Below are 26,567 nucleotides of genomic sequence, written 5' to 3' on the forward strand. Positions count from 1 at the left end.
CCGCCAGCCCCGAACCGCACCACCCGCGGCTACACCCCCTGACCTGCGACACCACGTCGCCCACCACGGACGGCCGGGCCCGGCGGTGTCAGCCCTCGGCGAGCAGCCGGTCGCGGACCTCGCGGCGCAGGACCTTGCCGATCTGGGAGCGGGGCAGGTCCTCGACGACGACCACGCGGCGGGGCACCTTGTACCCGGCCAGGTGCCGCCGGCACGCCGCCCGGACGTCCGCCTCGTCAGGCGGCTCGGCGCCCTCGTCCAGGACGACCGCTCCCACCACCTCCTCGCCGCCGTGCTCGGCGGGCAGGCCGACCACCGCGGCGTCGCGGACGCCGGGGACGCGGCGCAGCGCGTCCTCCACCTCCGACGGGTAGACGTTGAACCCGCCGGTGATGATCAGCTCCTTGATCCGGTCGACCACGCTGACGAAGCCGTCGGCGTCGGCCACCACGACGTCCCCGGTGCGCAGCCAGCCGTCGGGCAGCAGCGCCGCCGCCGTCTCCGCCGGGCGGTTCCAGTAGCCGGCGAACACCTGCGGCCCCCGGATCAGCAGCTCGCCCGCCTCGCCCGGGGCGCGGTCGCGCGACGGGTCCTCGGGGTCGACGATGCGGATGTCGGTGGACGGGAACGGCACACCGACCGTGCCCGGCCGGCGGGCGGGGGAGACCGGGTTGCCGAGCGCGACGGGGGAGGTCTCGGTCATGCCGTAGCCCTCGACGAGCAGCCCGCCGGTGACCGACTCCCACAGCTCGACCGTCGCCGGGGGCAGCGCCATGGCGCCGGAGATGGCGTATCGGGCCGAGGAGAGGTCGACCCCGCGTTCCTGGGCGGCCGTGGCGAGCTTCTCGTAGATCGGCGGGACGGCGGGCAGGAAGGTCGGCGGGCGGCGGCGCACCGCCTCCAGCGTCTGGTCCAGGTCGAAGCGGGGGAAGAGCACCAGCGTGGCGCCGATGCCCACCGAGAAGGTGAGGCAGAGCGTCAGCCCGTACGCGTGGAACAGCGGCAGCACCGCGTACACCGTCTCCTCGCCGTCGCGCAGGCCCGGCACCCAGGCGCGGCCCTGCGCCGCGTTGGTCCGCAGGTTCCGGTGGCTCAGGATGGCGCCCTTCGGCGTGCCGGTGGTGCCGCCCGTGTACTGCAGCAGCGCCGTGTCGTCCGGGCCGGGGACGGGATGCGCGGCGTCGAGGGGGGTGGTCGTGGCGACCGTCCGTTCCCAGGACAGGGCCCCGGGCGCGGGTCCGGTCATCGCCGCGCGGGTCGCCCGCGCCCGGGCCAGCGGCAGCCGCAGCGCCCAGCGCTTGCGCCGGGGCAGCGCCCGGGTGAGGTCCACCGCGACCACCGTCTCGACGGCCGTCGCGCCGGCGCTGTCGCGGACGAGGGGGACGATCTTGTCCCAGACCACCGCGACCCGGGCGCCGTGGTCGGCGAGCTGCCGGGTGAGTTCCTGCGCGGTGTAGAGCGGGTTGTGCTCCACCACCACGGCGCCGAGCCGCAGCACGGCGTAGAAGGCGACCACGTGCTGCGGGCAGTTCGGCAGCACCAACGCCACCCGGTCGCCCCGGTTGACGCCGAGCCGGCGCAGCGCCTCGGCTGCCCGGCCCACCTGGTCGTCCAGCTCGGCGTACGTGGTGCTGGCGCCGAAGAAGTCCAGGGCGATCCGGGGGCCGAACCGGCGGGCGGCGTCGCGCAGCAGGTCGACCAGGGACTCGTCGGACGGCGCGACGGTCGCCGGTACGCCCGGGGCGTAGCTGCGCAGCCAGGGCCGGTCCGCGCTCAGGTCCATGTCTCTCCTCCGCCCGTACGTACGATCGCCTACCCCACGGTAACCTACGGTCGCGTAGGTAGCGGCCGAGGTCCCCGGGCGGCACCGGTCGCGGGCACGCCGCGGCTCGGCCCCGACCAGGCGTCGTCAGCGGTGCCCGGCGGAATGGCGCATCGCCTGCCGTCCCTTCACCACCGCCAGGACGACGACCACGGCCAGCGCCACCGCGCCGATGATCACCAGCCAGCGGACCGCCTCCAGCAGCAGCCCGAGCAGGACGAGCGCGCCGGCGATGACGCCGACGACCCAGAGCATGCTCCGCATGTCCACCTCCCGTGACTCCGGCCGCAGCGGCGCGGCCTCCAGGCCCGCCTTCCCGGTCTGTCCCGGGCCATGCCGCCGCGGCCCCGATGCCCCCGGCCCGCGGGGCCGCGTCAGCGCCGGGCGACGTAGACCGTGTTGGCCGACTGCCCGCCGGTCAGCGGGTTGGCGAACGGGACGACGTGCGCCCGCGCGGTGCGGAACACGGCGGTGAGGGCGGCCTCGAAGTCGGCATCGGGCGGGTCGTCCGACCAGAGGGCGAACACCCCGTCCGGGTGCAGGTGGGCGGCGAGCCGGCGCAGGCCGTCGGGGGTGTAGAACGGGGCGTGGCCGGGGTGCAGCACGTTGCGCGGCGAGTGGTCCACGTCGAGCAGCACGGCGTGGAACCGCCGCCCCGGCTCCTGCGGGTCGAAGCCGGTGCCGTCGGCCACCGCGGCGAAGAAGTCGGCCCGCACGAACCGGGTACGCGGGTCGGCGGCCAGCCCGGCGGCGAAGGGCAGCAGCCCTCGGCGGTGCCAGTCGATGACGTCCTCGATCGCCTCCACCACCAGCAGCGAGCCGACCCGGTCGTCGGAGAGCGCGGTGCGGGCGGTGTAACCGAGGCCGAGGCCGCCGACGACCACGTCGAGCCCCTGCCCGGACAGGGGAGCCAGGCCCAGCCGGGCCAGCTCGATCTCCGCGACGGGGAAGAGGCTGGACATCAGATACTCGTCGTCGAGCTTGACCTCGTACACCTCGACGTCGAGCGACGGGTCGCGGCGCCGGCGCAGGCTGATGAGGCCGATCGGGGTCTCCCGCCAGGCCAGTTCCTCGAATCGCACGCCCACGGGCCCGGATGCTACCCGCCGTCGCCCCGGGCCCCGGTGGCCGGCACGCGCATTCCTCCCGCCCGGCCGGGTATGCCTACCCGTCGAGGGCCACCCGACCGGGGGCCGGGGCAGGGAGGGCACGCGGTGGCGGACATGCTGGCCGGACGGCTGCACCTGACGGAACGGGCGCTGCGGATGGAGTCGGTGCCGGTGCCCGAGCCGCAGGACGGGCAGGTGCGCATCCGGGTCGAGGCGGCGGGGTCTGCCTGTCCGACGTGCACCTGATCGACGGCACCCTCACGCCGCTGTACCTGCCCGGCGACGTGGTGACACTGGGGCACGAGGTCGCCGGGGTGGTCGACGCCTTCGGCGACGACCTCGAAGGTTGGCAGCCCGGCCAGCGGGTGCTGCTCCAGGCGGGGGAGCGGGACCGGCGCGGCACCGTGCTGACCCGGGGCGTGGACTACGACGGCGGCTGGGCCGAGTACGTCGTCGCCAGCGAGGACACGGTGGTGCCGATTCCGGACGACCTGCCCTTCGAACAGGCCTGCATCATCCCCGACGCGGTCTCCACCCCCTGGGCGGCGGTGACGGACACCGCGCGGACCCGCCCCGGCGAGGCGGTCGGGGTGTGGGGCGTGGGCGGGCTGGGCGCGCACGCCGTGCAACTGCTGCGCCTGGTGGGCGCGGCCCCGGTGATCGCGGTGGAACCGCTGGCGGCGGCGCGGGACCGGGCGGCGGCCCTGGGGGCCGACGCGGTGCTCGACCCGGCCGACGCCGCGTTCCGCGAGGCCGTGCTGGAGTTGACGGGCGGGCGAGGGCTCGACGTCGCGTTCGACTTCGCCGGGGTGACCGCCGTACGCGAGCAGGCGTTGACCGTGCTCGCCCGCCGGGGCCGGCTGGTCCTCGCGGGCATCGCCAACAAGCCGGTGACGATCGCCTCGGACAGCCCGTTCAACTACTTCCAGCAGGCGGTGCTCGGCCACTACGGCTCGGAGCCCGAGCACGTCGAGCAGTTGGAGTCCCTGGCCCGGCAGCGTCGGCTCGACCTGTCGGCGTCGATCAGCGACGTGCTGCCGCTGGCCGACGCCGAGGAGGCGGTGCGGCGGGTGCACACCAAGCAGGGCGACCCGATCCGGCTGATCCTGCGCCCCTGAGCGGTCCCGCTACGTCCGGTCGGGCCGGTCCCACCGGTCGGCTGGGCTGCGATCATCGGGCCGGCGGGGACGCCGCCGGCGGCGTCGCGCCCCCGCGACCGCGACCGCCGTCGCCAGCGCGACGGTCCACAGCCGGGGGTCCGTCCGCAGGTGCGCGGGCAGTTGCCCGGCCAGGACGAGCGCGCCCATCGTCGCCACGAACCAGCCGAACGCCCGGCGCAGCACGTCCTCCCGGACGCGCCCGGCGAGCCGGCCCCCGGCGAGGCTGCCGAGCACGGCGGCGGTGGTCACGGCGGTGGCCAGGCCCGGATCGATGTCGACGGTGGACAGGTAGCCGGCGAGCCCCGCGAACGACTTCATCGCGATGACCACGAGCGAGGTGCCGACGGCGACCGGCACCGGCAGGCCGCCGAGCAGGGCGAGGGCGGGCACCACCAGGAACCCGCCGCCGGCGCCGACCAGCCCGGTGACCAGCCCGACCACGACGCCGTCGAGGAGCACCCGCGGTGTCGAGGGCTCGTGCCGCTCCCGCCCCGCGTCGTCGCGCCGGCCGCGCAGCATGGCCGCCGCGGTGGCGAGCATCATCAGGGCGAAGCCGGCGAGCAGGAGCGCGGCCGGGACGAACGCGGCCAGGCGGCCGCCGGTGTACGCGCCGGCCATGCCCGCGATCCCGAAGAGCAGGCCGGTGCGCCACCGGACCCGGCCGGCCCGGGCGTGCGGCAGCGCGCCCACGGCGCTGGTCACCCCGACGACGAGCAGCGAGGTGGCGATCGCCTCCCTCGCCGGCAGGTCGGCGACGTAGAGCAGCAGCGGTACGGCGAGGATGGACCCGCCGCCGCCGAGCAGGCCGAGGCTGATCCCGATGAGGACGGCCAGCGCGACGGTCAGCGCGAGGCCGCCGGTCACGGCCGCGGCCGGGGCGTCGCGTGGCACTCCGGTCGACCGACGTCGGTCGCCGGGTCGCGGAGGTCCGGGCGGGGAGTGCCCCGCCCGGCCGGTGCGTGGACGGCCCGTCCCGCCGTCGTCCCGCCGTCGAGTTCGAACCTCGCGGGAGTGCGCACGCCTCAGGCGTCGCCGGGGCTCATGGCGACGCCGGAGGCTTCGGCCCGGCCGAACTTGTCGTCGATCACGACGACCTCGCGGCCCGCGTTCGCCAGCAGCGACGCGGCGACCGTGGCCCGGTAGCCGGAGCCGCAGTGCACCCAGACGGTGCCGGCGGGCACCTCGGCGAGGCGCCCGGGCAGGTCGGGCAGGGGGATGTGCACCGCGCCCTCGACGTGGCCGCCGGTCCACTCGTTGGTCATCCGTACGTCGAGCACCACGTCCGGGGCGGGGAGCCCCGCCGGGGTGTCGCCGGCGCGGGCGGCGGCCAGCGCCGGGAAATCGGCCATGCGCAGCTCCCGCAACTGCTCCGGCCCGTCGGCCCACCGCCCGGGATCCCCGGTGGCCTGGGCGGCCGCTCGGTCGATGCCGATGCGGACCAGCTCGCGCTGGGCGTCGGCGACCTGCTCCGCCGTCTCCGCCAGCAGGGTGATCGGCGCTCCCCGGTCGATGAGCCAGCCGAGCCAGGTCGACATCGGGCCGTCGAGCCCGAGGCCGATCGTGCCCGCCAGGTGCGACGCGGCGTACGCCTTGCGGTGGCGCAGGTCGACGACCCACTGGCCGGCGGCGATCCGCTGCCGCAACTCGGCGGCGTCGGCCCGGGCGACCGGGGTGAGGTCCACCGGCGCCGGGCCGGCGAGGTTCGCCGCGCCCATGTGGGCGTAGTACGCCGGGTAGGCGTCGAGCCCGGCCAGGGTCTCGGTGACGAACTCGTCGGCGGCCAGCCGCAGTACGGGGTTGGCCCGCTTCTCCCGGCCGATGGTCGACTCGGACGCGTCGGACTGGCCGGCCGAGCAGAAGCTGCCGAACCCGTGGGTGGGCCACACCTCGGCGCCGTCGGGCAGCAGGTCGGCCAGGCGCCCGGCCGAGGCGTGCTGGCGGTGGGCGAGTTCGTGGGCGTGCCGCTCGCCGAGCAGGTCGGTACGACCGGTGGTGCCGAAGAGCAGCGAGCCGCCCGTGAACACGCCGACGGGACGCCAGCCGCCGTCGTCGGCCTCGTCGAGCACGTACGACAGGTGGTGGAAGGTGTGCCCCGGCGTGGCGACCACCCGCAGCCGCAGCGCGTCGGAGACGGGCACCGTGTCGCCGTCGGCGACCGGCGTCCGGGCGAATGCGACCTCGTCGTCCGCAGCGATGAGGTAGCGGGCACCGGTCAGCCGGGCCAGCTCCAGGCCGCCGGAGACGTAGTCGTTGTGGATGTGGGTCTCCACCACGTGGGTGACGCGCACGCCCTTCTCGCCGGCCAGGTACATGATCCGGTCGATGTCGCGCTGGGGGTCGACCACGATCGCCACCGTGCCGTCGGAGGCCAGGTAGCTGCGGTCACCGAGCGTGGAGGTCGCGATGACGGACACCTCGACTGCCATTGCCGTGCTCCTTGTGGGATCGGATACCCTGGGGGGTATGTGGCGGGCACACGCCAGGGGTGGCGGCGTGTGCACACTGTCTACCCGGTCACCGCACCGTCACGCAACGTGCGCGGTGCGTTTCGTCGGGTGCGCTCAGGCGAGCGCGAGGAAGAGCTTCTCCAGCTCCTCCTCGGTCATCTCCGGCGAGTCACCCCGCTCGCGGGCGGCGTTGCAGTGCCGCATCCCGGAGGCGATGATCTTGAAGCCGGCCCGGTCGATCGCCTTCGACACCGCCGCGAGCTGGGTCAGCGCCTCGCGGCAGTCCTGACCGGCCTCCATCATCTCGATGACGGCGTTGAGCTGCCCCCGGGCCCGCTTCAGGCGGATCAGCGCCTCGCTCGTCATCTCGGGTCGCAGCTGCATCCCGTGCCTCCTGGTTCTCCTCCGCGACACCCCCGGGGGTATGGCGTCCGCGCCCATGCTACCCCCGTCGGTGAGGCGCGGGCACGTTCCCGGCGAGGGCGGCAACCCGACCCGGAAACCGGTGCCGCCGCGACGCAGGGTCCTCAACGCATCGACGCAACGCTTATCCTGTGCCCCGACCGCACACGGGAAGGGACGCGATGCCGTCGCGGCAGGACCAGCTGCACTCGTACCAGTTCACCGTCCAGCGCGCCGTCGCCGCGCTGGTGATGCGGGAGACCGACCCGGCGCAGTCGCCGTTCCGGCGGCTCGCCGGCGCCGGCCTGGTCAGCGTGCTGGTCGCGGCCATCGGCCTGGGCGGCTTCGCCCTCTACGGCCTCTTCACCGGGGGCGGCAGCACCTGGCGCGACCCGGGCGCGGTGATCGTGGAGAAGGAGTCCGGGGCCCGGTTCGTCTACCGGGAGGAAAAGCTGCACCCGGTGCTCAACTACGCGTCGGCTCTGCTGATCATCGGCGCCGACCGGCCGAAGACCGTGCTCGTCTCCCGGCGCGCCATCGACGGGGTGCCGCGCGGGCTGCCGCTGGGCATCGCCGACGCCCCCGACTCGCTGCCCGCCAGGGGCCGGCTCTCCACCGCGCCGTGGACGGTCTGCTCCGTCGCCGCCGATACCGACCGGGCGACGCCCCGCTCGGCGCTGCTGATCGGCGCGACGGCCGGCGGCGGCCGGGCCCTGGGCGAGGACGCGCTGCTGCTGCGCCACCCCGACGGCGGGCTGCACCTCGTCTGGCACCAGCGCCGCTACCTGGTGCGCGACCCCAACCGGGTGCTGGCCGCCCTGGCGGCCACCCGGGCCCGGGCGGTCCCGGCGGCCCCGGCCCTGCTCAACAGCCTGCCCGCCGGCGCCGACCTCGCCCCGCTGGCCCTGCCGGCCGAGGGGGAGCGCTCCGCGCGGGTGTCCGGGGCGCGGATCGGCGACGTCTACCTGGTGCGCAACTCCGGCGGCGGCCGGCAGTACGCCGTTGCGCTGCGGGACGGACTGGCCGGCATCACCGAGTTGCAGGCCGGCCTGCTGCTGGCCCGCACCGGCCAGGGCGAACCGGAGCCGATCACGCTCGGGCGGTTCGCGGCGCTGCCCAAGCTGCCCGACCTCGCCCCGACGGGGCCCACCGCCCCGCCGACCGCGCCGCCCCGGCTGGCCGCCGCCGACGGGACGGGGCTCTGCGCCCGGGTGGGCGACGACGGCGGCGTCGCGGAGGTCCGGCTCGGCGTACGGCTGCCCGACCTCGCCGCCGCGCCGCGCACCGCCCCGGCGGCCGGGGGCGGGGTGCGCGCCGACCACGTCGTGGTGGAGCCGGGCCGCGGCGCGGTGGTCGAGGCGGTCGCGGCGCCCGGCGCGACCGGCGGTGCGGTCTCCGTGGTCACCGACCTGGGCCGGCGCCACGTCCTCGCCGGCGGCGAGGTGCTGGGCACGCTCGGCTACCGCGACGTGCGGCCGGTGCGGCTGCCGGCCAGCCTGGTCGCCCTGGTCCCCGCCGGCGCCACGCTCGACCCGGCCGCCGCGCGGGTCGTCGCCGCCCCGGCCTGAGCGCGCCGCCCGCCTGAGCGCGACCCGACCGGGCCGGCGCGGGTTCAGTCGGCGGGACGGCGCAGCACGGTGACGGCGAAGTCGGCGTCGTCGCGCCACGGGCGCAGGTCCCAGGTGGCGAAGCGGTGCTCCAGTCGCAGGCCGGCGGCGACCGCGTCGGCGTCGAACCCGGTCAGCGGGTAGCCCCGGTCGGTGCCGAAGCCGACCGCCAGTACGCCGTCGGGACGCAGGTGGGCGGCGACGCGGCGGAGCACCTCCCGCTCGGTGCCGGGGGCGACGAAGGCCAGCACGTTCCCGGCCACGACCGCCGCGTCGAACGGCTCCGGCTCGCCGGCCGCCGCCAGGTCCAGCTCGGCCAGGTCGGCGACCAGCCAGCGCGGGCCCGGGTGATCGGCGCGGGCGGCCTCGACCAGCGCCGGGTCGGCGTCCACCCCGACCACGGTGTGGCCCCGGTCGGCCAGCGCCGCGCCCACCCGGCCGGTGCCGCAGCCGGCGTCGAGGATCCGGGACCCGGGCGCGACCATCGCGTCCAGCAGCCGGGCCTCGCCGGCCAGGTCGGCCCCCTCGGCGGCCAGCCGGCGGAACCGGTCGATGTACCACTGCGAGTGCTCCGGACCGGTTTCGGTCTCCCATCGGGTCGGGTTTCCCATGCCGCCACCGTAGCCCGGCCCGGTGCTCCCGTAGGGGCGGGGCCGTCCGCGTCCGGCGCGCGGCAACCCCGCCCGCGGCCTCAGCCCTTCTCCGCGCCGCTGGTGAGCCCCTCGGTGAGCAGGCGCTCGCTGGCGAAGAAGAGGATCACGATGGGCAGGGTGAGGATCACCGAGCCGGCCATGAGCACCGTCTTCGGCACTTCGACGCCGTCCGCGAGCTGCGCCAGCCCCAGCGACACCGTCCACCGGTGCGGCTTGTCGACCAGGAACAGCAGGGCGAACAGGAACTCGTTCCAGGCGATCATGAAGTCGTACAGGGCGACGGCCATGATGGACGGCGCCGCCAGGGGGAGGCTGACCCGGCGGATGATGCCGAGCCGCCCGGCGCCGTCGATCGCGGCCGACTCCTCCAGGCTGACCGGGATGGTCTCGAAGTAGTTGCGCAGCATGTAGACCGAGACCGGCAGGGTCTGCGAGATGTAGACCAGCACCAGGCCGAGCAGCGAGCCGCGCAGCCCGGCCCGGGTGAAGACCACGAAGAGCGGGATGGCGATGACGATCGACGGGAACAGGTAGACCGCCAGGAAGAGGAAGTCGACCTGCCGCCGGCCGAAGAACCGCAGCCGGGCGACCGCGTACGCGCCGGGGATCGCCACGGCCAGCGTCAGCAGCGTCGCCGCGACGGCGACCAGGCCGCTGTTGCGCATGAAGGTGAGGAAACCCTGGCCGCCGTCGTCGACGGCCTTCACCACCTCGGCGTACGTGTCGAAGGTCAGCTCGCCGAGGCCCACCACCAGCGAGCCGGGGTCGAGCAGCAGCCGCTCGATGGGGCGCACCGAGAGCACCAGCATGTAGTAGAAGGGGAAGACGGTGACCAGCAGGAACGCGGCGATCACCAGCCGGCGCAGCCAGCGCAGGCCCACCGTCTCGATCCGGTCCCGGTCCATCAGCCGTCCCTCCGTCCGCCGAAGAAGCGCAGGTACACCACCACGAACACGATGAGCACCACGGCGAGCACGACCGCCTGCGCCGCCGCCGCGCCGATGTCCGTACGCGCGGTCAGGAACTCGTAGACCCGGACGCTGACCACCTCGGTGCCGGCGGCCCCGCCGGTGAGCAGGTAGACGTCGTCGAACTTGTTGAACGTCATGATGAACCGCAGCACCCCCAGCAGGCCGATCACCGGCAGCAGCTGCGGCAGCAGGATGTGCCGGAACCGCTGGCTGGGCGTGGCCCCGTCGACGCGGGCCGCCTCCTCCAGCTCCCCTGGCACCGCCTGGAGCCGGGCGAGCAGGAACAGGAAGGCGAAGGGGAAGTAGCGCCAGGCCTCGAAGGCGACGACCGTGGCCAGGGCGGTCGACTCCTGGGACAGGAACGGCACCGGGGTGTCCCAGCCCAGGAACCGCCGGCCCCAGTCGTTGACGATGCCGAGCTGCGGGTCGAGCATCACCTGCCAGACGAAGGTGACCGCGACCACCGGCGCCACGTACGGCAGCAGCATCGACGCGCGCACCAGGGTGCGGCCCCGGAACGGCCGGCGGACGACCAGCGCCGCCACCAGGCCGAGCACGATCGAGCCGGCGGTGCTGGCCACGGCGTAGACCAGCGTGGTCCACAGCGTGTCGGCGAAGCCCGGGGTGTTCAGCACCCGCTGGACGTTGTCCATCGTGAACTCGCCGAACAGCCCGGTACGCCGCAGCGTCGCCAGGCGTACCCGCTGGAAGGCCAGCACGACGGTCCAGACGATGGGGATGCCGATCACGGCGACCACGACGAGCAGGGTCGGGGCGACCAGCGCGAGCCCGGCGCGGGACTCGCGGCGACGCAGGGTCAGTGGCCTGCGGCGGCGGGCCGGGGCCGGCCGCTCCCGGGCGGGGGAGCGGCCGGTGTCCGGTGGGGCGGTGGTCAATTGACGCCCGCCTTGATCGCCTCCACGTCCTTCTTCGCCCGTCCGGCGGTCGCGGCGGCGTCGGTCTTGCCGGCGACCACGTCGTTCAGGGCCTTGGGCACCGGCAGCTCGCCGAGGATCGCGCCGACGAGCTTGCCCTGGCCCTGGGTGAGGCCCCAGCGCTGGAAGGTGTCGGGGCTGCGGCGCAGGGCCGCGAGCACCTCGTCGCCGTAGACCTCGGAGAGCGGCTTCTTGGCGTCGACGCCGGCCTGGCTGGTGTTCCAGGCGGTGAGGAACTTCTCCGGCTCCTGGGCGGTGCCCTTGCGGACGGGGAAGCGCCCCTCGGGGGACATGCCGAACCAGCGCGGGTAGCCGTCGCCGAGCATGTGCTCCACGAAGGACCTCGCCGGGTCGGCGGCGGCGCCGTCGAGCACGGCCCAGGAGCTGATCTCGCCGTACTGGGCGGGTTCGGCGCCGTTCGGGCCCTTGACCGCGGTGACGAAGCCGCTGTTCTTCGCGAGGAACGTCGGGTCGGCCTGGCACTGCGGGCAGGTCGGCTTGGCGTCGTTGCGCAGGCCGGCCAGCTCGTCGAGGATGAACGGCGACCAGACCAGCATGGCCGCCTTGCCGGCGAAGTAGGTGGCCCGGGTGGTGTCGACGTCCTGCGCGCCCTTGACCGAGCTGGTGCGCATCAGGTCGCCGTAGAACCGGAACGCCTCGACGCACTCCGGTGAGTCCAGCCGCACGGCCCCGGAGTCGTCGGTGAGCTGGCAGTTGTTGGCCAGCGCGAGGTGTTCGAAGGTCTGCTGGGTGAACACGTCGCCGGGGGCGGTGGCGGCGGTGATGCCCGCGACGCCGCCGGTGTTGAGCTTCGTCGCGGCGGCGGCGATCCTCTCGTACGTGTCGGGGGCGGGCAGCCCGGCGGCGGCGAAGAGGTCCTTGCGGTAGACGAGCAGTTGGCCCCAGCCGTCGCTGGGCACGGCGAGCTGCCTGCCGTCGTCGGCGGTCAGCTCCAGGGCCCGCGGTGAGAAGGTCTGCCGACCGAGCTTCTCGACGACCTCCGCGTTCGCCGAGGAGTGCAGCAGTTCGTTGCCGGCGAGGGTGCGGACGCCGGCGAGCGACACCGAACCGACCACGTCGGGCAGCTCACCGGCGGCGGCGCTGGAGGCGATCAGGGCGGGGAACTGGTCCTCGTTGACGGTGACCAGGTCGACGGCGATGCCGGTGCTGGCGGTGAAGTCCGCGATGATCGCCTTGGTGGCGGTGACCCGGTCGGCCACGTCCTCCAGGCTCCACACGGTGATCTTCTTGCTGTTGCTGTCGGATTCCTCGTCGCCACAGGCCAGCAGGCCGGTTCCGGTGACTGCCATGATCAGGGTGGCGGCGAGTATCCGCATCGGAGGTGCTGACATCGGTGGCACTCCTCTCGAAGGGTATAGAAGGGATTCAACGCGTTGGATTGATCAATTACAAGACATATACCGATTTTCTGCCTACGATGGAGCCCAGTGCTACCGGGATGTGACTCATGGTCAACTGGGTTGTCTCACTCGCCGGGCCCCGACGGATCAGCCTCGAGCCCTGCCCCCCGGATCCGCTCGGCCCCGGCCAGGTCCGGATCCGCACCTGCTACTCCGGTATCTCGGCCGGCACGGAGCTCACCCTCTACCGGGGCAGCAACCCCCGGCTGAGCAAGGACTGGGACGACGTCAGCCGGATGTTCGTGCCCCGGCAGACCGCCGTGCCGTACCCGCTGGTGGGCTTCGGCTACGAGGAGGTCGGCGAGATCGTCGAGGTCGCGCCCGACGTGGCCGGCCGCCGGGCCGGGCAGGTCGTCTGGGGCATCTGGGGGCACCGCGCCGAGGCGGTCGTGCCCGCCGACACGGTGCATCCGCTGCCCGCCGGGCTGGACCCCCTCGCTGCGGTCTTCGCCCGTCCCGGGGCGATCGCCCTCACCGCCGTGCTCGCCGGTGACCTGCACCTGGGCGACTGGGTCGCGGTCTTCGGGCAGGGCGTCATCGGGCTGCTCGCCACCCGGCTCGCCGTCCTCTCCGGCGCGCGGGTGGTCGCCGTCGACCGGGTGCCCGCCCGGCTGGCGCACGCCGGTCGGCTCGGCGCCCGGGCCGTCGTCGACGCGGGCACCGAGTCGGCCGCGGCCGTGCTGCGCCGGGCCACCGGCGGCCGGGGTGCGGACGTCTGCCTGGAACTGTCCGGGGCGTACCCGGCGCTGCACGAGGCGATCCGCTCCACCGCCCACGCCGGCCGCGTCGTGGCCGCCGGCTTCTACCAGGGACAGGCCGACGGGCTCGGCCTGGGTGAGGAGTTCCACCACAACCGGATCCAGCTGGTGGCGGCCCAGGTCTCCGGGCCGACCCCGGCGCCCGGCACGGCCGGCCGGTGGACCGGGGCCCGCGTCGCACACACCTTCATGGACCTGGTGGCCGAGGGCAGCGTCGACCCGCTGCCGCTGGTGAGCCACGTCGTCGACGCGAGCGCGGTGGCCGACGCGCTGGCGCTGCTCGACCGCGGTGACGCTGACGTCCTCCAAGTGGTGCTGAGGTTCTGATGACGATTCCCCTGGCCTGTCAGGAGCAGCTCCTGCCGGGCACCGACCTGATCCAGAAGTACGCGCTCGCCACCGCGCTCGGCTACGACGCGATCGAGCTGCGCGGCTCCGGCGACCTCGGCCTCGCCCGCCGGCTGCCCGAGCTGCGCCGGGCCCGCGCCGCCGGGGTGGTCATGCCCACCGTCTGCGTGGAGATGGACCACTTCATCGGCGACTTCGACCCCGGGCGCTCCCGCGACGCGGTGCGCAACCTGCGCTCCCAACTCTCCGTGATCGCCGAGGTCGGCGGCGTCGGCGCGATGACCCCGGCGGCGTGGGGGATGTTCTCCCGGCGGCTGCCGCCGTTCGAGCCGCCCCGCTCGCCCGCCGCCGACCGGCAGGTGCTCGTCGACGCCCTGGGCGAGCTGGGGGAGCACGCCCGCGCCGAGGGGGTCACCCTCTTCCTGGAACCGCTCAACCGGTACGAGGACCACATGGTCAACCGGCTCGCCGACGCCGTCGCCCTCTGCGCGGCCGTCGGGCTGCCCTCGGTGCGGGTGGTGGCGGACACCTTCCACATGAACATCGAGGAGGACGACGTGCACCGGGCGCTGCGCGCCGCCGCGCCGTACCTCGGGCACGTGCAGGTCAGCGACTCCAACCGCCACCAGCCCGGCGCCGGGCACCTCGACTGGCCGGCACTCGTCCGCACCCTGCTGGAGATCGACTACCGGGGCTGGCTGGCGCTGGAGTGCCGGCTGCGCGGCGACCCCGTACGCGCCCTGCACCAGGCCGCCGCCGTGCTGCGGCACGCCCAGCCCCGGCAGGCGGCGGCGTGAGCACCGGGACCGCGGGCGGCCCGCACACCGCCGCCGGGGCCCGCGACGTCGGTGCCCTGCGCCGCCTCGCCGTCGCCACCCTCGACGCCAACTGGGAACACGACCACACGGTGCCCTCGCGCACCCTCTACCCGCACCAGTGGAGCTGGGACTCGGCGTTCATCGCCATCGGCTGGTCCCACGTCCGCCCCGACCGCGCCTGGTGCGAGATGGCCAGCCTGTTCCGGGCCCAGTGGGTCGACGGGCGGGTGCCGCACATCGTGTTCAACCCGGCGCTGCGCGTCGGCTCGTACTTCCCGGGGCCGGAGTTCTGGGAGTCGGGGCTCGCCGAGGGCGCCCCGGCGGTCGCCACCTCCGGGCTGATCCAGCCACCCGTGCACGCGCCCGCCGCCTGGCTGGCGTACCGGCGGTCCCCCTCCGAGGCCGGGCGGGCGGCGCTGCGCCGGCTCTATCCCCGGCTGGTGGCCCAGCAGCGCTACCTCGCCACCCGCCGGGACGTCGGCCGGGGCGGGTTGGCCTGCATCGTCCACCCGTGGGAGTCCGGGCTGGACAACAGCCCCGCCTGGGACGCGCCGATGGCGGCGGTGCCCGCCGACGCGGCCGTCATGCGCGCGTACCGCCGGCACGACACCGCGCACGCCGACGCCGCGCACCGCCCCACGGACCTCGACTACGCGCGCTACGTCGCGATCGTGGCGGCCTACCGCGAGCGCCGCTACCGCGACGACGACCTCGCCGGCCGGCACCCGTTCCTGGTGGAGTGCCCGCTGGTCAACGCCGCCATGGGCGCCGCGGAGCACGCCCTCGCCCGGATCGCGCCGCTGGTCGGCGTCGACCCCGGCCCGCACCGGGAGCGCGCCGCGCGGATCACCGAGGCCCTGGTGCGCCGGCTGTACGACCCGACGACCGGCACCTTCCACCCCCGGGACCTGCGCGCCGACCGCCTCGTGCCGGCCCGGACGGTGCTCGGCCTGGCCCCGCTGGTCCTGCCCGACCTGCCCGCGCGGCAGGTGTCGGCGCTGGTCGCCGAGGCGTGCTCGCCGCGCTTCGGGCTGACCGCCCGGATGGACCGGCCGCTGCCCAGCCACGACCGCACCGCGCCGGACTTCGAGCCGCTGCGCTACTGGCGCGGGCCGAGCTGGATGAACGTCAACTGGCTGGTGCGCCGGGGGCTGTTGCGCCACGGCCGCCCGGACCTGGCGGCCGGCCTGCGCGACTCGATGATCGAGCTGGTGGCCCGCTCCGGCTGCCACGAGTACTTCCATCCGGACACCGGGGCCGGGCTGGGCTCGCCGGCGTTCGGCTGGACGGCCGCGCTGCTGCTCGACGTCCTCGCCGACGACCCGGCCGGCTGAGCCGACCCGTTCCCCGTGGGTCGGTCGACCCCTCCCCGCCGGCTGCGCCCACCCGCCCGGTCAGCCGGCCGGGACCAGCTCCCGCAGCAGCCGCTGCACCCGCGCCCGGATCTCGTCGCGGATCGGCCGGACCGCCCCGACGCCCTTGCCGGCGGGGTCGTCGAGCTGCCAGTCCTCGTAGCGTTTGCCGGGGAAGACCGGGCAGGCGTCGCCGCAGCCCATCGTGACGATGACGTCGGAGGACTCGGCGGTGGCGTACGCCAGCAGGGTCGGCGTCTGTGCGCTGATGTCGATGCCGACCTCCCGCATCGCCTCGACGGCGGCCGGGTTGACCGTTCCGGCCGGCGCCGACCCGGCGGAGCGCACCTCGACGGCGTCGCCGGCGAGGTGGCGCAGCCAGCCGGCGGCCATCTGCGAACGGCCGGCGTTGTGTACGCAGACGAAGAGGACGGTGGGCCTCGTGGTCACGGGGTGCTTCCTCTCAGCGCGCGACGGGGACGGTGGGCCGGCCCGGGACGGGCGACGGGAAGAACCGGCGGCGTGCCCGGAGCGAGACGTGGACGAGGGCGACCAGGACCGGCACCTCGATCAGCGGCCCGACCACGCCCGCCAGGGCCTGCCCGGACGTGACGCCGAAGGTGCCGATGGCGACGGCGATGGCGAGCTCGAAGTTGTTGCCGGCGGCGGTGAAGGCCAGCGTCGTGGTGCGCGCGTAGCTGAGGCCGACCGCCCGGCCGAGGGCGTACGAACCGGCCCACATCATCGCGAAGTAGACCAGCAGCGGCAGGGCGATGCGGGCCACGTCCAGCGGTCGGTCGGTGATCGCCTCGCCCTGGAGGGCGAACAGGACGACGATGGTGAAGAGCAGCCCGTACAGCGCCGTGGGGCCGATCCTCGGCAGGAACCGGCGCTCGTACCAGTCGCGCCCCCGGGCCCGCTCGCCGAGGCGGCGGGTGAGATAGCCGGCCGCCAGCGGGATGCCCAGGAAGATCAGCACGTTGCGGGCGATGTCCCAGCCCGACACGGCCAGTCCGGCGCCCGCCAGGCCCAGCCAGCCCGGCAGGACCGCGAGGTAGAACCAGCCCAGCAGGCCGAACGCGAGCACCTGGAACACCGAGTTGAGCGCGACCAGCACGGCGGCGGCCTCCCGGTCGCCGCAGGCCAGGTCGTTCCAGATGACCACCATGGCGATGCAGCGGGCCAGCCCGACGATGATCAGGCCGGTGCGGTACTCCGGCTGGTCGGCCAGGAAGAGCCAGGCCAGCGCGAACATCAGCGCCGGCCCGACGATCCAGTTGAGCGCCAGCGAGGAGACCAGCAGCCGCCGGTCGCCGGTGACGGCACCGAGCCGGTCGTAGCGGACCTTGGCCAGCACCGGGTACATCATGATCAGCAGCCCGAGGGCGATGGGCAGCGAGACGCCGCCGATCCGCACCGCGTCCAGCGCGGTGTCCAGGCCCGGGACCAGCCGGCCGAGGAGGAGGCCGGCAGCCATCGCGAGGCCGATCCAGAGCGGCAGGAACCGGTCGAGGCGGGACAGGCGTCCCACCACGGCCACGTCGGCCGGATCGTCGTGGGTGGTGGTGCTCACGGGGCTCCCGTTCGGGTCGACGGTGCGGGTGCGGGTGCCGGGCGGCGCGGGCGGCCGGCGGTCATCGCGGCGCTCCGGCGGTGACGGCGGGGGCGAGCCGGTCGACCCGGGCCTCGAGTTCCGCGTACGCCGCCTCGAACGCCTCGTCGGTGTCGACGCGGACGGGGTCGGGCACCGACCAGTGCAGGCGGGGCCGGGCCGCGCCGGTGAGATCCTCGTGCGCGTTGTCGCAGACGGCGACGACGAGATCCTCGGCGCGGACGACGTCGTCGACGTGGGCCGTGCCGACCGGGTCGAGCCGCAGCCCGTGGCGGCGGGCCACCGCCTCGGCGCGGGGGTGCACGCGGGGGGCGGGGCTGGTGCCCGCCGACGCGGCCGGGGCGTGCGTGCGCCGCGTCCAGAGGGCCGCGGCGAGCTGCGAGCGGGCGGAGTTGTGCGTGCAGACGAACACGACGCGGTCCACCCCGGCCAGCGGCGGCGGGGCCAGCGCCGACAGCGCCGCCGGTCGCAGCCGCAGGTAGGCGCGGCGCCGGTCGCCCTCGGAGCGCGTGCGGGTGACCAGGCCGGCTCCGGTGAGCACCTTGAGGTGGTGGGCCACCAGGTTGGTGGGCAGGCCGAGGGCGTGGGCGATCTCACCGGGGGAGGCGTCGCCGAGCAGCAGCGCGTCCACGATCGCCAGGCGCGCCGGGTCGCCGAGGGCGGCGTGGATCCGGGCGCGCGCGGCCAGAGAAGCATCAGCATCCATTGACTCAAGTTTCGCTGAGTAACCGGGCTGATGTCAAGCGGGTGGCACGCCGCCTCCCGCCCGGGGAGGTCGTTTGCGGGCACCGGGGGCGGGTATCCGCGCATCCGGTGACGACAGGAGGCTGCCGTGCGGTTTCCCCTATTCTTCGATGCGGTGTCCCGCCGCGCCGGACTGCCCACCGCCCAGGCCGCCACGATCACCCGCGCCGTTTTGCAGACCATGGTGGAACGGATGAGCGGCGGTGCGGCCGGTCGCCTCCCCGACGAACTCGACGGCTATCTCGCGGGGACCGGTCCCGGCGACGGCCCGGGCGGCGCGCCCGGTCCGGCGGACTTCGTGCGTCGGGTGGGGGAGCGGGCCGGGACGGACGAGGCCACCGCCCGGACGGGCACCGGTGCCGTCTTCGCCACCCTGCGGGAGGCGGTCACCGTCGACGAGTTCCGCGAGATGGTGGCCCGGCTGCCCCGGGACTTCGACGGCATGACCCAACCGATCCCCCGGCCGGACGACGCCTGACCGGCCGTCCCGGCGCCGCCCGCCCACCCGTCACCGCGGCAGGCCAGGCGGATTCTCGCGGGCGGGCATCGAGCCCTATGCTGCTTCCGACGTGAAGGTGTAGGCAGACCATGAGGCCCCTCGTGGAGCATGGCGGTCGGCCCGATCGCGGTCGGCCCGCCGATGCCTCGGAGGGCGCCGTACCTCGGGTCGGTCCGGTGCGCCGGACCGACCCACCACCCGTTCCGGCGGCAGCGGCACCGGAGCGATTTCTTTCGATGGAAGGCGCGCGGTGACCTGGTTCCTCTCCGCCGGCGGCTGGCACCCGGCGCCGGTCCAACTGTTCTGCCTGCCCTACGCGGGCGGAGGCGCGACCGTCTTCCGGCGCTGGCAGGACGGGCTCGGCCCCGACGTCGAGGTGCTGCCGGTGCAACTGCCCGGCCGCGAGAACCGGATCAGCGAGAACCCGGTGTTCGAGGTCGCCGACGTCGCGTACGCCATCGCCGAGCGGATCCGCGGCCCGTACGCGATCTACGGCCACTCGATGGGCGGCCGGGTCGGCTTCGAGGTCGTCCGCGAACTGCGCCGCGCCGGGCGTCCACTGCCGTTGCGGCTCTACGTCGGCGGCGCCCGCGCCCCGCACGTCCACGCGCCCAGCCACTTCGACGGGCTGTCCCGGGTGGACGACGACGAGCTGCTGCGCCGCCTGGACGCCGGCGGCGGGCTGCCGGCCGGGCTGCTGGAGTACCCGGAGCTGGTCGAGCTGCTGCTACCCCTGCTGCGCGCCGACTTCGCTCGGGTGGACGACTACCGCTACACCCCCGAGGAGCCGCTGCCGATGCCGATCGTGGCGTTCAGCGGCCGTGGCGACAAGACCGTCAGCCGGGAGCACAGCGACGGCTGGCGGGAGCACAGCGCCGCCGGCTTCACCCTGCACGAGATCGACGGCGGGCACTTCTTCCTCAACGAGCGGCTGCCCGACCTGCTCGCCGTGATCCGGGCGGACCTCACCGCCGCCCGCACCGACGCGGCCACCCGCCACCACGGGTGAGCCGCCCGCCCCGGCCGCGGTCAGGGCCGCCATCCCGCTGTCCCGCGACCGCCGGTGACGACGGCGAGCGACGACAGGAGTGAGAGCATGAGTGACCGGACCGCCACGCTGCCGGTCGTCGTCGAGAACGACGGCCGCGAGCTGACCGAGCTGATCGCCGCCCGCCGCGCGGAGCTGCGGGCGAGCCTGGTCAAGCACGGCGGGCTGCTGTTCCGCGGGTTCGACGTCGGCGGCGTCGAGGGCCTCGACCGGGCGGTGCGGGCGCTGTCCGGTGAGCCGCTGGTCTACACCGAGCGTTCGTCGCCCCGGCACGCCATCGCCGGCCGCGTCTACACCTCGACCGACTACCCGCCGAACGAGGAGATCTTCCTGCACAACGAGAACTCGTACCAGGCCCGCTGGCCGCTGACGTTGTTCTTCTACTGCCTGACCCCGCCGCAGACGCGGGGCGCCACCCCGCTGGCCGACGTCCGCCGGGTGTACGCCGAGATCGATCCGGCGGTACGCGAGGAGTTCGTCCGCCGCCGCTGGATGCTGGTGCGCAACTTCCACGGTGACTTCGGCACCCCGTGGCAGCACGTCTTCGGCACCGACGACCGTGCCCAGGTCGAGGCGTACGCGGCGGCGAACCGGATCGAGCTGGAGTGGCGCGGCGCCGACGGGCTGCGTACCCGCGCGGTGCGCGACGTCGTGCACCACCGGCCCGGCTCGGACACCCCGCGCTGGTTCAACCACGCCACGTTCTTCCACGTGAGCACCCTCGCCGAGGACCTCCAGGAGGGGCTGCTGGCCATGTTCGGCACCGAGGGGCTGCCGGCCAACACGTACTACGGCGACGGCGGCGAGATCCCCGCCGACGTCGTGGACCACCTGCGGGCCGCGTACCGGGCAGCCAGCGTCCGCTTCGACTACCGGCGCGACGACGTGCTGGTCGTGGACAACATGACCGCCGCGCACGGCCGGGAGCCGTTCACCGGCCCCCGCAAGATCGCCGTCGCGATGGCCGAGCCGCACACCCCCTGATCGGGGTCGCGTCCCGGGCCGGGCTACGCCTCGTAGCGGTCCGCGACGTCGGCCTCCGCCAGCTCCTCCGGGTCGGCGACCCAGGCGGAGAAGACCGGCACCCCGTGCCACGGGCCGGCCGCGCCGCCGCCGGCCCGCTCGTCGGTGGCGACCGCCACCACGGCGTACGGGTGGCCGAAGCGCAGCTCCGCGACCCGGGCCACCCCCTCCGGCGGCAGGCTGAGCGTCGCGGCGAAGCCGGTGACGGCCGCCGCCTCGAAGCCGTAGCGGCCGTAGCGGGCCATGGCCGCCTGGGCCGCCTCGAACTCCAGCCCCGGCGAGTCCAGCAGTTCGCCGAACGCCCGCGCGACAGCGGGGAAGCCCAGCCCGGGCGCGGTCAGCTCGTGCCGGCTGCGGGCCGACCAGCACGGCAGCACCGCCGTCGCCCGCTCCTCCCGGCCGTCCGGCGCGTACGTCCGGGTCGGCTCCTCGCGCAGCGTCCACAGCGGGCCCTCGCCCAGCGGCACGTCGAACAGGGAACGCCGCCGTGCCGGCAGCTCACGCTCCGGCGTGTCGGCGGCGGCCGTCGCCAGCTCGTGGGCCGCCGCGAGGAGGTCCCCGGCCGGCACGTCGGGTGCCGCGACGACGGAGACCACCAGCAGCCCGGCCGCCCCGTCGGCGGTCCGCTGCGGCTGGGCGGGGGCGGCGTGCACGGCGACGGTGCCGGCCCGCGCGGTGTCGGCGATCCAGCAGCGGTGGCCGTGCTCCGGGCTGCGCAGCGCCCGGCGCAGCCCGCCGGCCCAGGCGCTGCCGGGCCCGAGCGCGTCGGCCGGCGCCACCTCGAACGGGGTCGCCCACGAGACCCGGGTGGCCAGGGCGCTGGCCAGCACCAGCAGCACCTGCGGCGTGACCGTCAGCGGGAACGCCTCGATGAGGCCGAGCGTGTGCTCGCGGGCCCACGCGTCGAGCCGGGCCTGGTCCGGCAGCGGCCCGGTCGCGGTCGACGCGGGCAGGGCGGCCCGCCACCCGTCGAGCCCGGGCGTCTCGACGCCGGGCCGGTGCCAGAACGCGGTCGCCGAGGGCACCAGCGGGTGCGGCGCCGCCAGCAGGCCGTGAGCCGCCTCGGCGGCGGCCGCCACGTCGGTGCCGAGCACCTCCTCCAGCGCCGGGCGGGTCGGGCCGGTGGCGCCCGGCGCGGCGAGCGCCAGCAGCAGCCACGCGCCGAGCGGGGAGGCGACGTGGTGCCCGTCGCCGATCACGGCGTGCAGGCGGTCGGCGTAGCGGGCCAGGGGGGTGCGGATGTCGGTCGTCACCGCTTCACTGTGCCCGCTCGGCGGGCCGCCGTCACCACCTGTCTACTCAGCGGGGACGGGAACCGGTGACCCGCCGGCCCGCCGGTTTGTCACCGGACTGTCATGAGACCGCAGGGTCACCTCCAACATCGACGCCGAAAGTAATCGCCGGTCGTCGCCGACGTCCGCGGCAGCCGAGCCAAGGCGGGCCCGTAGGCCCGCCGGAACGACGTCGGCACCGTCAGCGACGACTTTCCGAGTTCCCGGGCGTCCAGAAGGGGCGCGGGACAACCCGAGATGCGGGCCGACCGGCGCGCGCGGAGCCGGGAACGCGGCCCGCGGGCCCGGCAGCCCACGGAGGTCCACAGACCATGACCGTGTCCGCGACAGGTCCGGCAACCGACGACAACACCCCGCCGGGCGACGCGCCACCCCGGCCGGGCCGCCCCGCGCAGGGCATCGACCGGACGGTGCTGGGCGTCGCCGCCGCGGTGACCGTCCTCTTCGTCGCGTGGGGCATCCTGGCCACCGACAACCTCGCCTCGGTCACCGGCACCGCGCTCGACTGGGTGGTCCGGTCGTTCGGCTGGGTCTTCGTGCTGGCCAGCACCGGCTTCGTGGTGCTGTCGGCCTGGCTGGCGCTCAGCCGGTACGGCCGGATCAAGCTCGGCCGCGACGACGACGAACCCGAGTTCTCCACCGTCTCCTGGGTGGCGATGATGTTCAGCGCCGGCATGGGCATCGGCCTGATGTTCTGGGGCGCCGCCGAACCGCTGTCGCACCTGGCGACCCCGCCGCGCGGCCTCAACGAACCGAACTCACCGCAGGCCGCGCGGGTGGCCATGGAGTACTCCTTCTTCCACTGGGCGCTGCACCCGTGGGCGATCTACGCCGTGGTGGGCCTCGCGCTGGCCTACTTCACCTTCCGCAAGGGGCGGCGCGGCCTGATCAGCAGCGCCTTCTTCCCGCTCATCGGGGAGCGCGCCGACCGTGGACCCGGCCGGGCCATCGACATCTTCGCGATCTTCGCGACGCTGTTCGGGTCGGCCGTCTCCCTCGGTCTGGGCGCCCTGCAGATCAACAGCGGTCTGACGAACCTCTGGGACGTGCCGAAGTCCACCCCACTGGCGATCGGCATCATCGCGGTGCTCACCGTGGCGTTCGTGGTCTCCGCCGTCACGGGCGTCAAACGGGGCATCCAGTTCCTGTCGAACACCAACATGGTGCTCGCGGTGGCGCTGATGTTCTTCCTGCTCGTGGTGGGCCCGACGGTCTTCGTCCTCAACACGCTCACCGCGTCGACCGGCGGGTACCTCTACGACCTGATCCCGATGAGCTTCCGCACCGGCGCCTTCGGCGGCGAGCAGTGGATGGCGGGCTGGACCATCTTCTACTGGGCGTGGTGGATCTCCTGGACCCCGTTCGTCGGCACCTTCATCGCCCGCATCTCCAAGGGCCGCACCATCCGCCAGTTCGTCCTCGGTGTGGTGGCCATCCCGAGCCTCGTCAGCTTCGTCTGGTTCTCGGTGTTCGGCGGTACCGCCATCAACCTGCAACTCAACGGCACGGACCTGTCGGCCGCGGTGAAGGAGAGCCCGGAGGCGGCGCTCTTCGCGGTCCTGCGGGAGTTCCCGTTCTTCACCGTCACCGCGATCCTGGTCATGGTGCTGGTGGCGCTCTTCTTCGTCAGCGGCGCCGACGCCGCCTCGGTGGTGATGGGCACGCTCTCCTCGCGCGGCAGCCTGGAGCCGAAGGCCTGGCTGGTGTCGATGTGGGGCGTCCTGACCGGCCTGGTGGCCGCCGTGCTGCTGCTCGCCGGCGGGCTGTCCGCCCTGCAGTCGCTGACCATCCTCGCCGCGCTGCCCTTCCTGTTCGTGATGGTCGGCATGGTCGTCGGGCTGCTACGCGAGCTGCGTCGCGAGCCCGACAGCGCCACGATGGCCCCGCAACTGCGGGCCCTCGTGACCGCCGGCGCACCACCGGCCGCCACGAAGCCCGAATCCTCCTGAGCCGGCGCGTGCGGCGCGGGCCGTTGCCCCGGACCGGGGGCGGTCCGCGCCGCACGTGGGTTCCGGGCCGTGGACGTACCATCGTGGGCGTCCGTACGGGCGGCGCCTCCCGGCGGCGCGGGCCGACCGAGGAGGCGCGTCGTGACACAGGCCCAACCGGCTGCCGCGTCGGCGCCGCGCCTGATCGTGCTCAACGGGCCACCCGGCTGCGGCAAGTCGACGCTGGCCCGCAGGTACGTCGAGGACCACCCGCTCGCGCTCGATCTCGACATCGACCGGATCCGTGACCTCATCGGGCGGTGGCGTGACCATGCCGGTCCCGCCGGTCTGCTCGCCCGCGCCGTCGCGCTGGCGGCGGCCCGGACGCACCTGGCCGGCCGCCACGACGTGATCGTCCCGCAGTTCCTCGGCCGTCCCGAATTCATCGAACAGGCCGAGCGCGTGGCACACGACACCGGCGCCCGGTTCCACGAGCTCGTCCTGCTCGACGGCAAGGAGAACGCGCTGCGGCGATTCGCCGAACGCAGCCGTACCTCCACGGATCCGGCGCACCTCGACGCCCAGCGCATGCTCGACCGGCATGGCGGGACCACCGAGCTGGCAGCGATGTACGACCGGCTGCTCGCGGTCGTCGCCGCCCGGCCCGGGACCAGGGTGGTGCGCAGCGAGCACGGCAGGGTGGACGAGGCATACCGGGAACTCCTCGCCTGCCTCGGCTAGGGCGCGGATCCGGCCCCGGTCCCGGCCACCCAGGCGGGACGGTGACGCGCGGGTGCGGTCACGCGCGCGCACGCGGGGCGGTCACGCGCGGGTGCGCGGAGCGGGCGTGGAGCCGGCGCTCCGACGCCACGCCCGCCGGGCGGTCCCGCCTGCCGCCGGCCGCTCACGCCACCATGCGCTCCTCGGCCAGTTCCGTCAGCCGGACGGTGCACAGGCCGTTGCGCTCCGTCTTCACGTCGGTCACCTTGAGCCGCGTGCCGGGCGCCAGGATGAGCTCCTCCTCGCCGGTGAAGGCGGAGAACCGCCGGATGCCCACGGCCCGTACGGGCAGCACCTCGAAGAGCGTCCGCTTGCCCCGACCGCCGAGGAACGCCTGGGCCACGCCGAGCTTCGACGTGCACGACGAGACGCCCCACCACGTCACGGTCTGCCCGAGCGGGTACTGCGCCCGCAGGTCCAGCGACACCCCGCGCCACAGCGGCTCCGTGCGGGTCGGGAGCCGTGACACGGCCGAGAACAGCAGCCGCAGGTACGGCAGGTACGGGACGATCCGACTGCGGTCCGGGTCGCGCAGCGTGGCGTTGATCTGCCGGTAGAACGCCGACTCGCAGGTGTAGAGGTAGAGGGCCGCGACCTCGTCGGCGGAGAGGCCGTCGGCCCCGCCGTCCACCTGCTTCTCGCCGAACCGGTGTGACTGCTCGACGTGCCGGTCGAGCCCGGGCAGCAGCGCGGCCACCGGGGCGACGGCCGCACGGAAGTCCATCAACGGGGTGTCGGACACGCCGGTGATCGCGGGAAGGGCCAGGCCCTCGTCCTTGACGCTGGCGAGCCGTTCGAGGTAGAGCTTGTGCAACTCCATCGTGGAGGCGATGAACGCCCCCATGCGCTCGGCCGTGTCCGCGTTGGTGCCGCCCGCGTTCCATCCCTTGCGAGGCAGCCAGTCGATCTCGTCGGCGCCCAGCGTCCTGAGCGCCTCGTTGACGTCGGCGAAGTGGTTCCCGTCGCAGAATATGTCGCCCTGCGCCGCCGGGTTGGGGTGGTCGATGTGGCGGACCTCCACGTCCGGGTACTTCTTCTCGAGCCGCTGCACCACCCGCTTGAGGCTGCGCGCGTGCGCACCCCACCACGCGAACACCACGCCCCGGTCCTCCTCGTCGGCGTGCTGCTTGGCCTTCAGGATCTCCTCGACCAGGGCCTCGACGACCGGCCGCCAGAACGCGGTGTGCCGGTCGGTGGCCATCGCCCCGTCGCCGCTGGCGGTGAGCGCCGCGTTCAACAGCAGCACGCCCTGGGTGAGCATCGCCTGGAACCACTCCGGCGGCTGCACCGTGTCGTGCTCCCGCAGCAGGGCGCGGACGTCGGCGATAGGCGTCTTCTTGGCGATGCCGTGCTTCCACATCGCCGCCGCCTTGATGATGCAGCGGATGGTGACGACCCTGCCGAACCGGCTGTCGTCCCAGTCGTGGAAGGTGTTGTCGAACATGGCGATGCCGGTGGCGCTCTCGCTGCGCGGGTACGGGTTCTGCCCGAAGACGACGACCTTCCACTTGTGCGGCGGGTTGGGCTTGAGCGCCTGGAAGGTCAGTTCCCGCACGGGCACGACCATCGGGCTGCGGCCCGGGCCGACGAACGTGGCGGCGTCCGGCTGCGCCTCGATGACCGGCTTGACCAGCGGCAGCCACGGCTCGCCGCCGCCGGTGAACAGGCCGGCGAGGGCCAGCGGGTCGTTCGGGTCGGGCGGGGTGGGGGCGGTGGTGTCGCTCATCGCGGGCTCCGGGAGTGGCGGGCCGTGCCGGTCCGACGGCACGGGTGATCGAGGTGGGGGCATTCTGCCGCCCGCGGGCGACAGTTACGGCGCCGGCGACCGGCGTGGGCCC

At 74.7% G+C, this 26,567-nt stretch carries 26 protein-coding genes; 11 read left to right on the forward strand and 15 right to left on the reverse strand.

The window, feature by feature from the left end:
• Positions 1–88 precede the first annotated feature (88 nt).
• From ACFHW0_RS23340 to ACFHW0_RS23350, 3 genes are all read right to left on the reverse strand, one after another.
• A complete protein-coding gene (locus ACFHW0_RS23340) occupies positions 89–1,783 on the reverse strand; it encodes a long-chain-fatty-acid--CoA ligase (RefSeq protein ID WP_416610798.1) in 1,695 nt (564 codons plus the stop codon).
• Between the two features lie 126 nt (positions 1,784–1,909).
• Complete coding sequence (locus ACFHW0_RS23345; protein WP_199729289.1) at positions 1,910–2,086, reverse strand: hypothetical protein; 177 nt, start codon at positions 2,084–2,086, stop codon at positions 1,910–1,912.
• Between the two features lie 110 nt (positions 2,087–2,196).
• Positions 2,197–2,910: a spermidine synthase gene (locus ACFHW0_RS23350; RefSeq protein WP_416610800.1), complete on the reverse strand. Its 714-nt coding sequence runs from the start codon at positions 2,908–2,910 to the stop codon at positions 2,197–2,199.
• 126 nt (positions 2,911–3,036) lie between these two features.
• On the opposite strand from ACFHW0_RS23350, the gene ACFHW0_RS23355 reads away from it, so the two are divergent.
• Positions 3,037–3,177 (forward strand): hypothetical protein, encoded by a 141-nt coding sequence (locus ACFHW0_RS23355; RefSeq protein ID WP_416610802.1) that lies wholly within the window; start codon positions 3,037–3,039, stop codon positions 3,175–3,177.
• Positions 3,168–4,049, forward strand: a complete 882-nt coding sequence (locus tag ACFHW0_RS23360; protein WP_416610804.1) for a zinc-binding dehydrogenase — start codon at positions 3,168–3,170, stop codon at positions 4,047–4,049. The genes ACFHW0_RS23355 and ACFHW0_RS23360 overlap by 10 nt, the downstream gene beginning before the upstream one ends.
• A 9-nt stretch (positions 4,050–4,058) precedes the next feature.
• Here the strand turns inward: ACFHW0_RS23360 and ACFHW0_RS23365 are convergent, their stop codons facing one another.
• The 3 genes from ACFHW0_RS23365 to ACFHW0_RS23375 form a co-directional block, all read right to left on the reverse strand.
• On the reverse strand, positions 4,059–4,955 hold the full coding sequence (locus tag ACFHW0_RS23365) for a sulfite exporter TauE/SafE family protein (protein ID WP_416610854.1): 897 nt from the start codon (positions 4,953–4,955) through the stop codon (positions 4,059–4,061).
• A 158-nt stretch (positions 4,956–5,113) separates the two neighbouring features.
• Positions 5,114–6,517, reverse strand: coding sequence for a rhodanese-like domain-containing protein (locus tag ACFHW0_RS23370; RefSeq protein ID WP_416610806.1), 1,404 nt, complete (start codon positions 6,515–6,517; stop codon positions 5,114–5,116).
• Between the two features lie 135 nt (positions 6,518–6,652).
• Positions 6,653–6,922 carry a metal-sensitive transcriptional regulator gene (locus tag ACFHW0_RS23375; RefSeq protein WP_416610808.1) on the reverse strand — a complete coding sequence of 90 codons (270 nt, stop codon included), beginning with the start codon at positions 6,920–6,922 and terminating at the stop codon, positions 6,653–6,655.
• A gap of 200 nt (positions 6,923–7,122) precedes the next feature.
• Between ACFHW0_RS23375 and eccB the strand changes: the two genes are divergently transcribed.
• The gene (eccB, locus tag ACFHW0_RS23380) at positions 7,123–8,508 is read left to right on the forward strand and encodes a type VII secretion protein EccB (RefSeq protein WP_416610810.1); all 1,386 of its coding nucleotides are present in this window, start codon (positions 7,123–7,125) and stop codon (positions 8,506–8,508) included.
• 44 nt (positions 8,509–8,552) lie between these two features.
• On the opposite strand, the gene ACFHW0_RS23385 is transcribed toward eccB, so the two are convergent.
• The 4 genes from ACFHW0_RS23385 to ACFHW0_RS23400 form a co-directional block, all read right to left on the reverse strand.
• Positions 8,553–9,158: a class I SAM-dependent methyltransferase gene (locus tag ACFHW0_RS23385; protein WP_366642600.1), complete on the reverse strand. Its 606-nt coding sequence runs from the start codon at positions 9,156–9,158 to the stop codon at positions 8,553–8,555.
• An 80-nt stretch (positions 9,159–9,238) separates the two neighbouring features.
• Entirely contained in the window at positions 9,239–10,105 is an 867-nt protein-coding gene (locus ACFHW0_RS23390; RefSeq protein WP_132240245.1) for a carbohydrate ABC transporter permease, read from the reverse strand.
• A complete protein-coding gene (locus ACFHW0_RS23395; protein WP_121397844.1) occupies positions 10,105–11,067 on the reverse strand; it encodes a carbohydrate ABC transporter permease in 963 nt (320 codons plus the stop codon). The genes ACFHW0_RS23390 and ACFHW0_RS23395 overlap by 1 nt, the downstream gene beginning before the upstream one ends.
• Positions 11,064–12,458, reverse strand: a complete 1,395-nt coding sequence (locus tag ACFHW0_RS23400; protein WP_416610814.1) for an ABC transporter substrate-binding protein — start codon at positions 12,456–12,458, stop codon at positions 11,064–11,066. The genes ACFHW0_RS23395 and ACFHW0_RS23400 overlap by 4 nt, the downstream gene beginning before the upstream one ends.
• Positions 12,459–12,574: 116 nt before the next feature.
• Between ACFHW0_RS23400 and ACFHW0_RS23405 the strand changes: the two genes are divergently transcribed.
• The 3 genes from ACFHW0_RS23405 to ACFHW0_RS23415 are packed head-to-tail and all read left to right on the forward strand — an operon-like array spanning position 12,575 to position 15,785.
• The gene (locus ACFHW0_RS23405; RefSeq protein WP_416610816.1) at positions 12,575–13,612 is read left to right on the forward strand and encodes a zinc-binding dehydrogenase; all 1,038 of its coding nucleotides are present in this window, start codon (positions 12,575–12,577) and stop codon (positions 13,610–13,612) included.
• Positions 13,612–14,430 (forward strand): sugar phosphate isomerase/epimerase family protein, encoded by an 819-nt coding sequence (locus ACFHW0_RS23410; protein WP_416610818.1) that lies wholly within the window; start codon positions 13,612–13,614, stop codon positions 14,428–14,430. The genes ACFHW0_RS23405 and ACFHW0_RS23410 overlap by 1 nt, the downstream gene beginning before the upstream one ends.
• The gene (locus tag ACFHW0_RS23415) at positions 14,427–15,785 is read left to right on the forward strand and encodes an MGH1-like glycoside hydrolase domain-containing protein (protein WP_416610820.1); all 1,359 of its coding nucleotides are present in this window, start codon (positions 14,427–14,429) and stop codon (positions 15,783–15,785) included. Before ACFHW0_RS23410 ends, ACFHW0_RS23415 begins: the two co-directional genes overlap by 4 nt.
• Before the next feature lie 60 nt (positions 15,786–15,845).
• Here ACFHW0_RS23415 and ACFHW0_RS23420 read toward each other — a convergent pair whose 3' ends face one another.
• From ACFHW0_RS23420 to ACFHW0_RS23430, 3 genes are all read right to left on the reverse strand, one after another.
• Positions 15,846–16,196: an arsenate reductase ArsC gene (locus ACFHW0_RS23420; RefSeq protein WP_416610856.1), complete on the reverse strand. Its 351-nt coding sequence runs from the start codon at positions 16,194–16,196 to the stop codon at positions 15,846–15,848.
• 70 nt (positions 16,197–16,266) lie between these two features.
• The gene (gene arsB / locus ACFHW0_RS23425) at positions 16,267–17,376 is read right to left on the reverse strand and encodes an ACR3 family arsenite efflux transporter (protein WP_416610822.1); all 1,110 of its coding nucleotides are present in this window, start codon (positions 17,374–17,376) and stop codon (positions 16,267–16,269) included.
• Between the two features lie 61 nt (positions 17,377–17,437).
• On the reverse strand, positions 17,438–18,121 hold the full coding sequence (locus ACFHW0_RS23430) for an ArsR family transcriptional regulator (RefSeq protein ID WP_416610824.1): 684 nt from the start codon (positions 18,119–18,121) through the stop codon (positions 17,438–17,440).
• Between the two features lie 126 nt (positions 18,122–18,247).
• On the opposite strand from ACFHW0_RS23430, the gene ACFHW0_RS23435 reads away from it, so the two are divergent.
• The 3 genes from ACFHW0_RS23435 (at position 18,248) to ACFHW0_RS23445 (ending at position 20,690) form a co-directional block, all read left to right on the forward strand.
• Positions 18,248–18,637 carry a DUF2267 domain-containing protein gene (locus ACFHW0_RS23435; RefSeq protein ID WP_416610826.1) on the forward strand — a complete coding sequence of 130 codons (390 nt, stop codon included), beginning with the start codon at positions 18,248–18,250 and terminating at the stop codon, positions 18,635–18,637.
• A 271-nt stretch (positions 18,638–18,908) separates the two neighbouring features.
• Positions 18,909–19,667 (forward strand): thioesterase II family protein, encoded by a 759-nt coding sequence (locus ACFHW0_RS23440; RefSeq protein ID WP_416610828.1) that lies wholly within the window; start codon positions 18,909–18,911, stop codon positions 19,665–19,667.
• An 87-nt stretch (positions 19,668–19,754) separates the two neighbouring features.
• Positions 19,755–20,690, forward strand: a complete 936-nt coding sequence (locus ACFHW0_RS23445; protein WP_416610830.1) for a TauD/TfdA family dioxygenase — start codon at positions 19,755–19,757, stop codon at positions 20,688–20,690.
• A 23-nt stretch (positions 20,691–20,713) separates the two neighbouring features.
• Here the strand turns inward: ACFHW0_RS23445 and ACFHW0_RS23450 are convergent, their stop codons facing one another.
• Positions 20,714–21,982 carry a hypothetical protein gene (locus ACFHW0_RS23450; RefSeq protein WP_416610832.1) on the reverse strand — a complete coding sequence of 423 codons (1,269 nt, stop codon included), beginning with the start codon at positions 21,980–21,982 and terminating at the stop codon, positions 20,714–20,716.
• 350 nt (positions 21,983–22,332) lie between these two features.
• Between ACFHW0_RS23450 and ACFHW0_RS23455 the strand changes: the two genes are divergently transcribed.
• Both ACFHW0_RS23455 and ACFHW0_RS23460 read left to right on the forward strand, forming a co-directional pair.
• Complete coding sequence (locus tag ACFHW0_RS23455) at positions 22,333–23,970, forward strand: BCCT family transporter (RefSeq protein ID WP_416610834.1); 1,638 nt, start codon at positions 22,333–22,335, stop codon at positions 23,968–23,970.
• 141 nt (positions 23,971–24,111) lie between these two features.
• Positions 24,112–24,690, forward strand: a complete 579-nt coding sequence (locus ACFHW0_RS23460; protein WP_416610835.1) for an AAA family ATPase — start codon at positions 24,112–24,114, stop codon at positions 24,688–24,690.
• A gap of 163 nt (positions 24,691–24,853) precedes the next feature.
• On the opposite strand, the gene ACFHW0_RS23465 is transcribed toward ACFHW0_RS23460, so the two are convergent.
• Complete coding sequence (locus ACFHW0_RS23465; protein ID WP_416610836.1) at positions 24,854–26,455, reverse strand: ADP-ribosyltransferase domain-containing protein; 1,602 nt, start codon at positions 26,453–26,455, stop codon at positions 24,854–24,856.
• Between the last annotated feature and the right edge of the window lie 112 nt (positions 26,456–26,567).

It is taken from the genome of Micromonospora sp. LOL_025, assembly GCF_048060285.1.
Lineage (GTDB): Bacteria > Actinomycetota > Actinomycetes > Mycobacteriales > Micromonosporaceae > Micromonospora.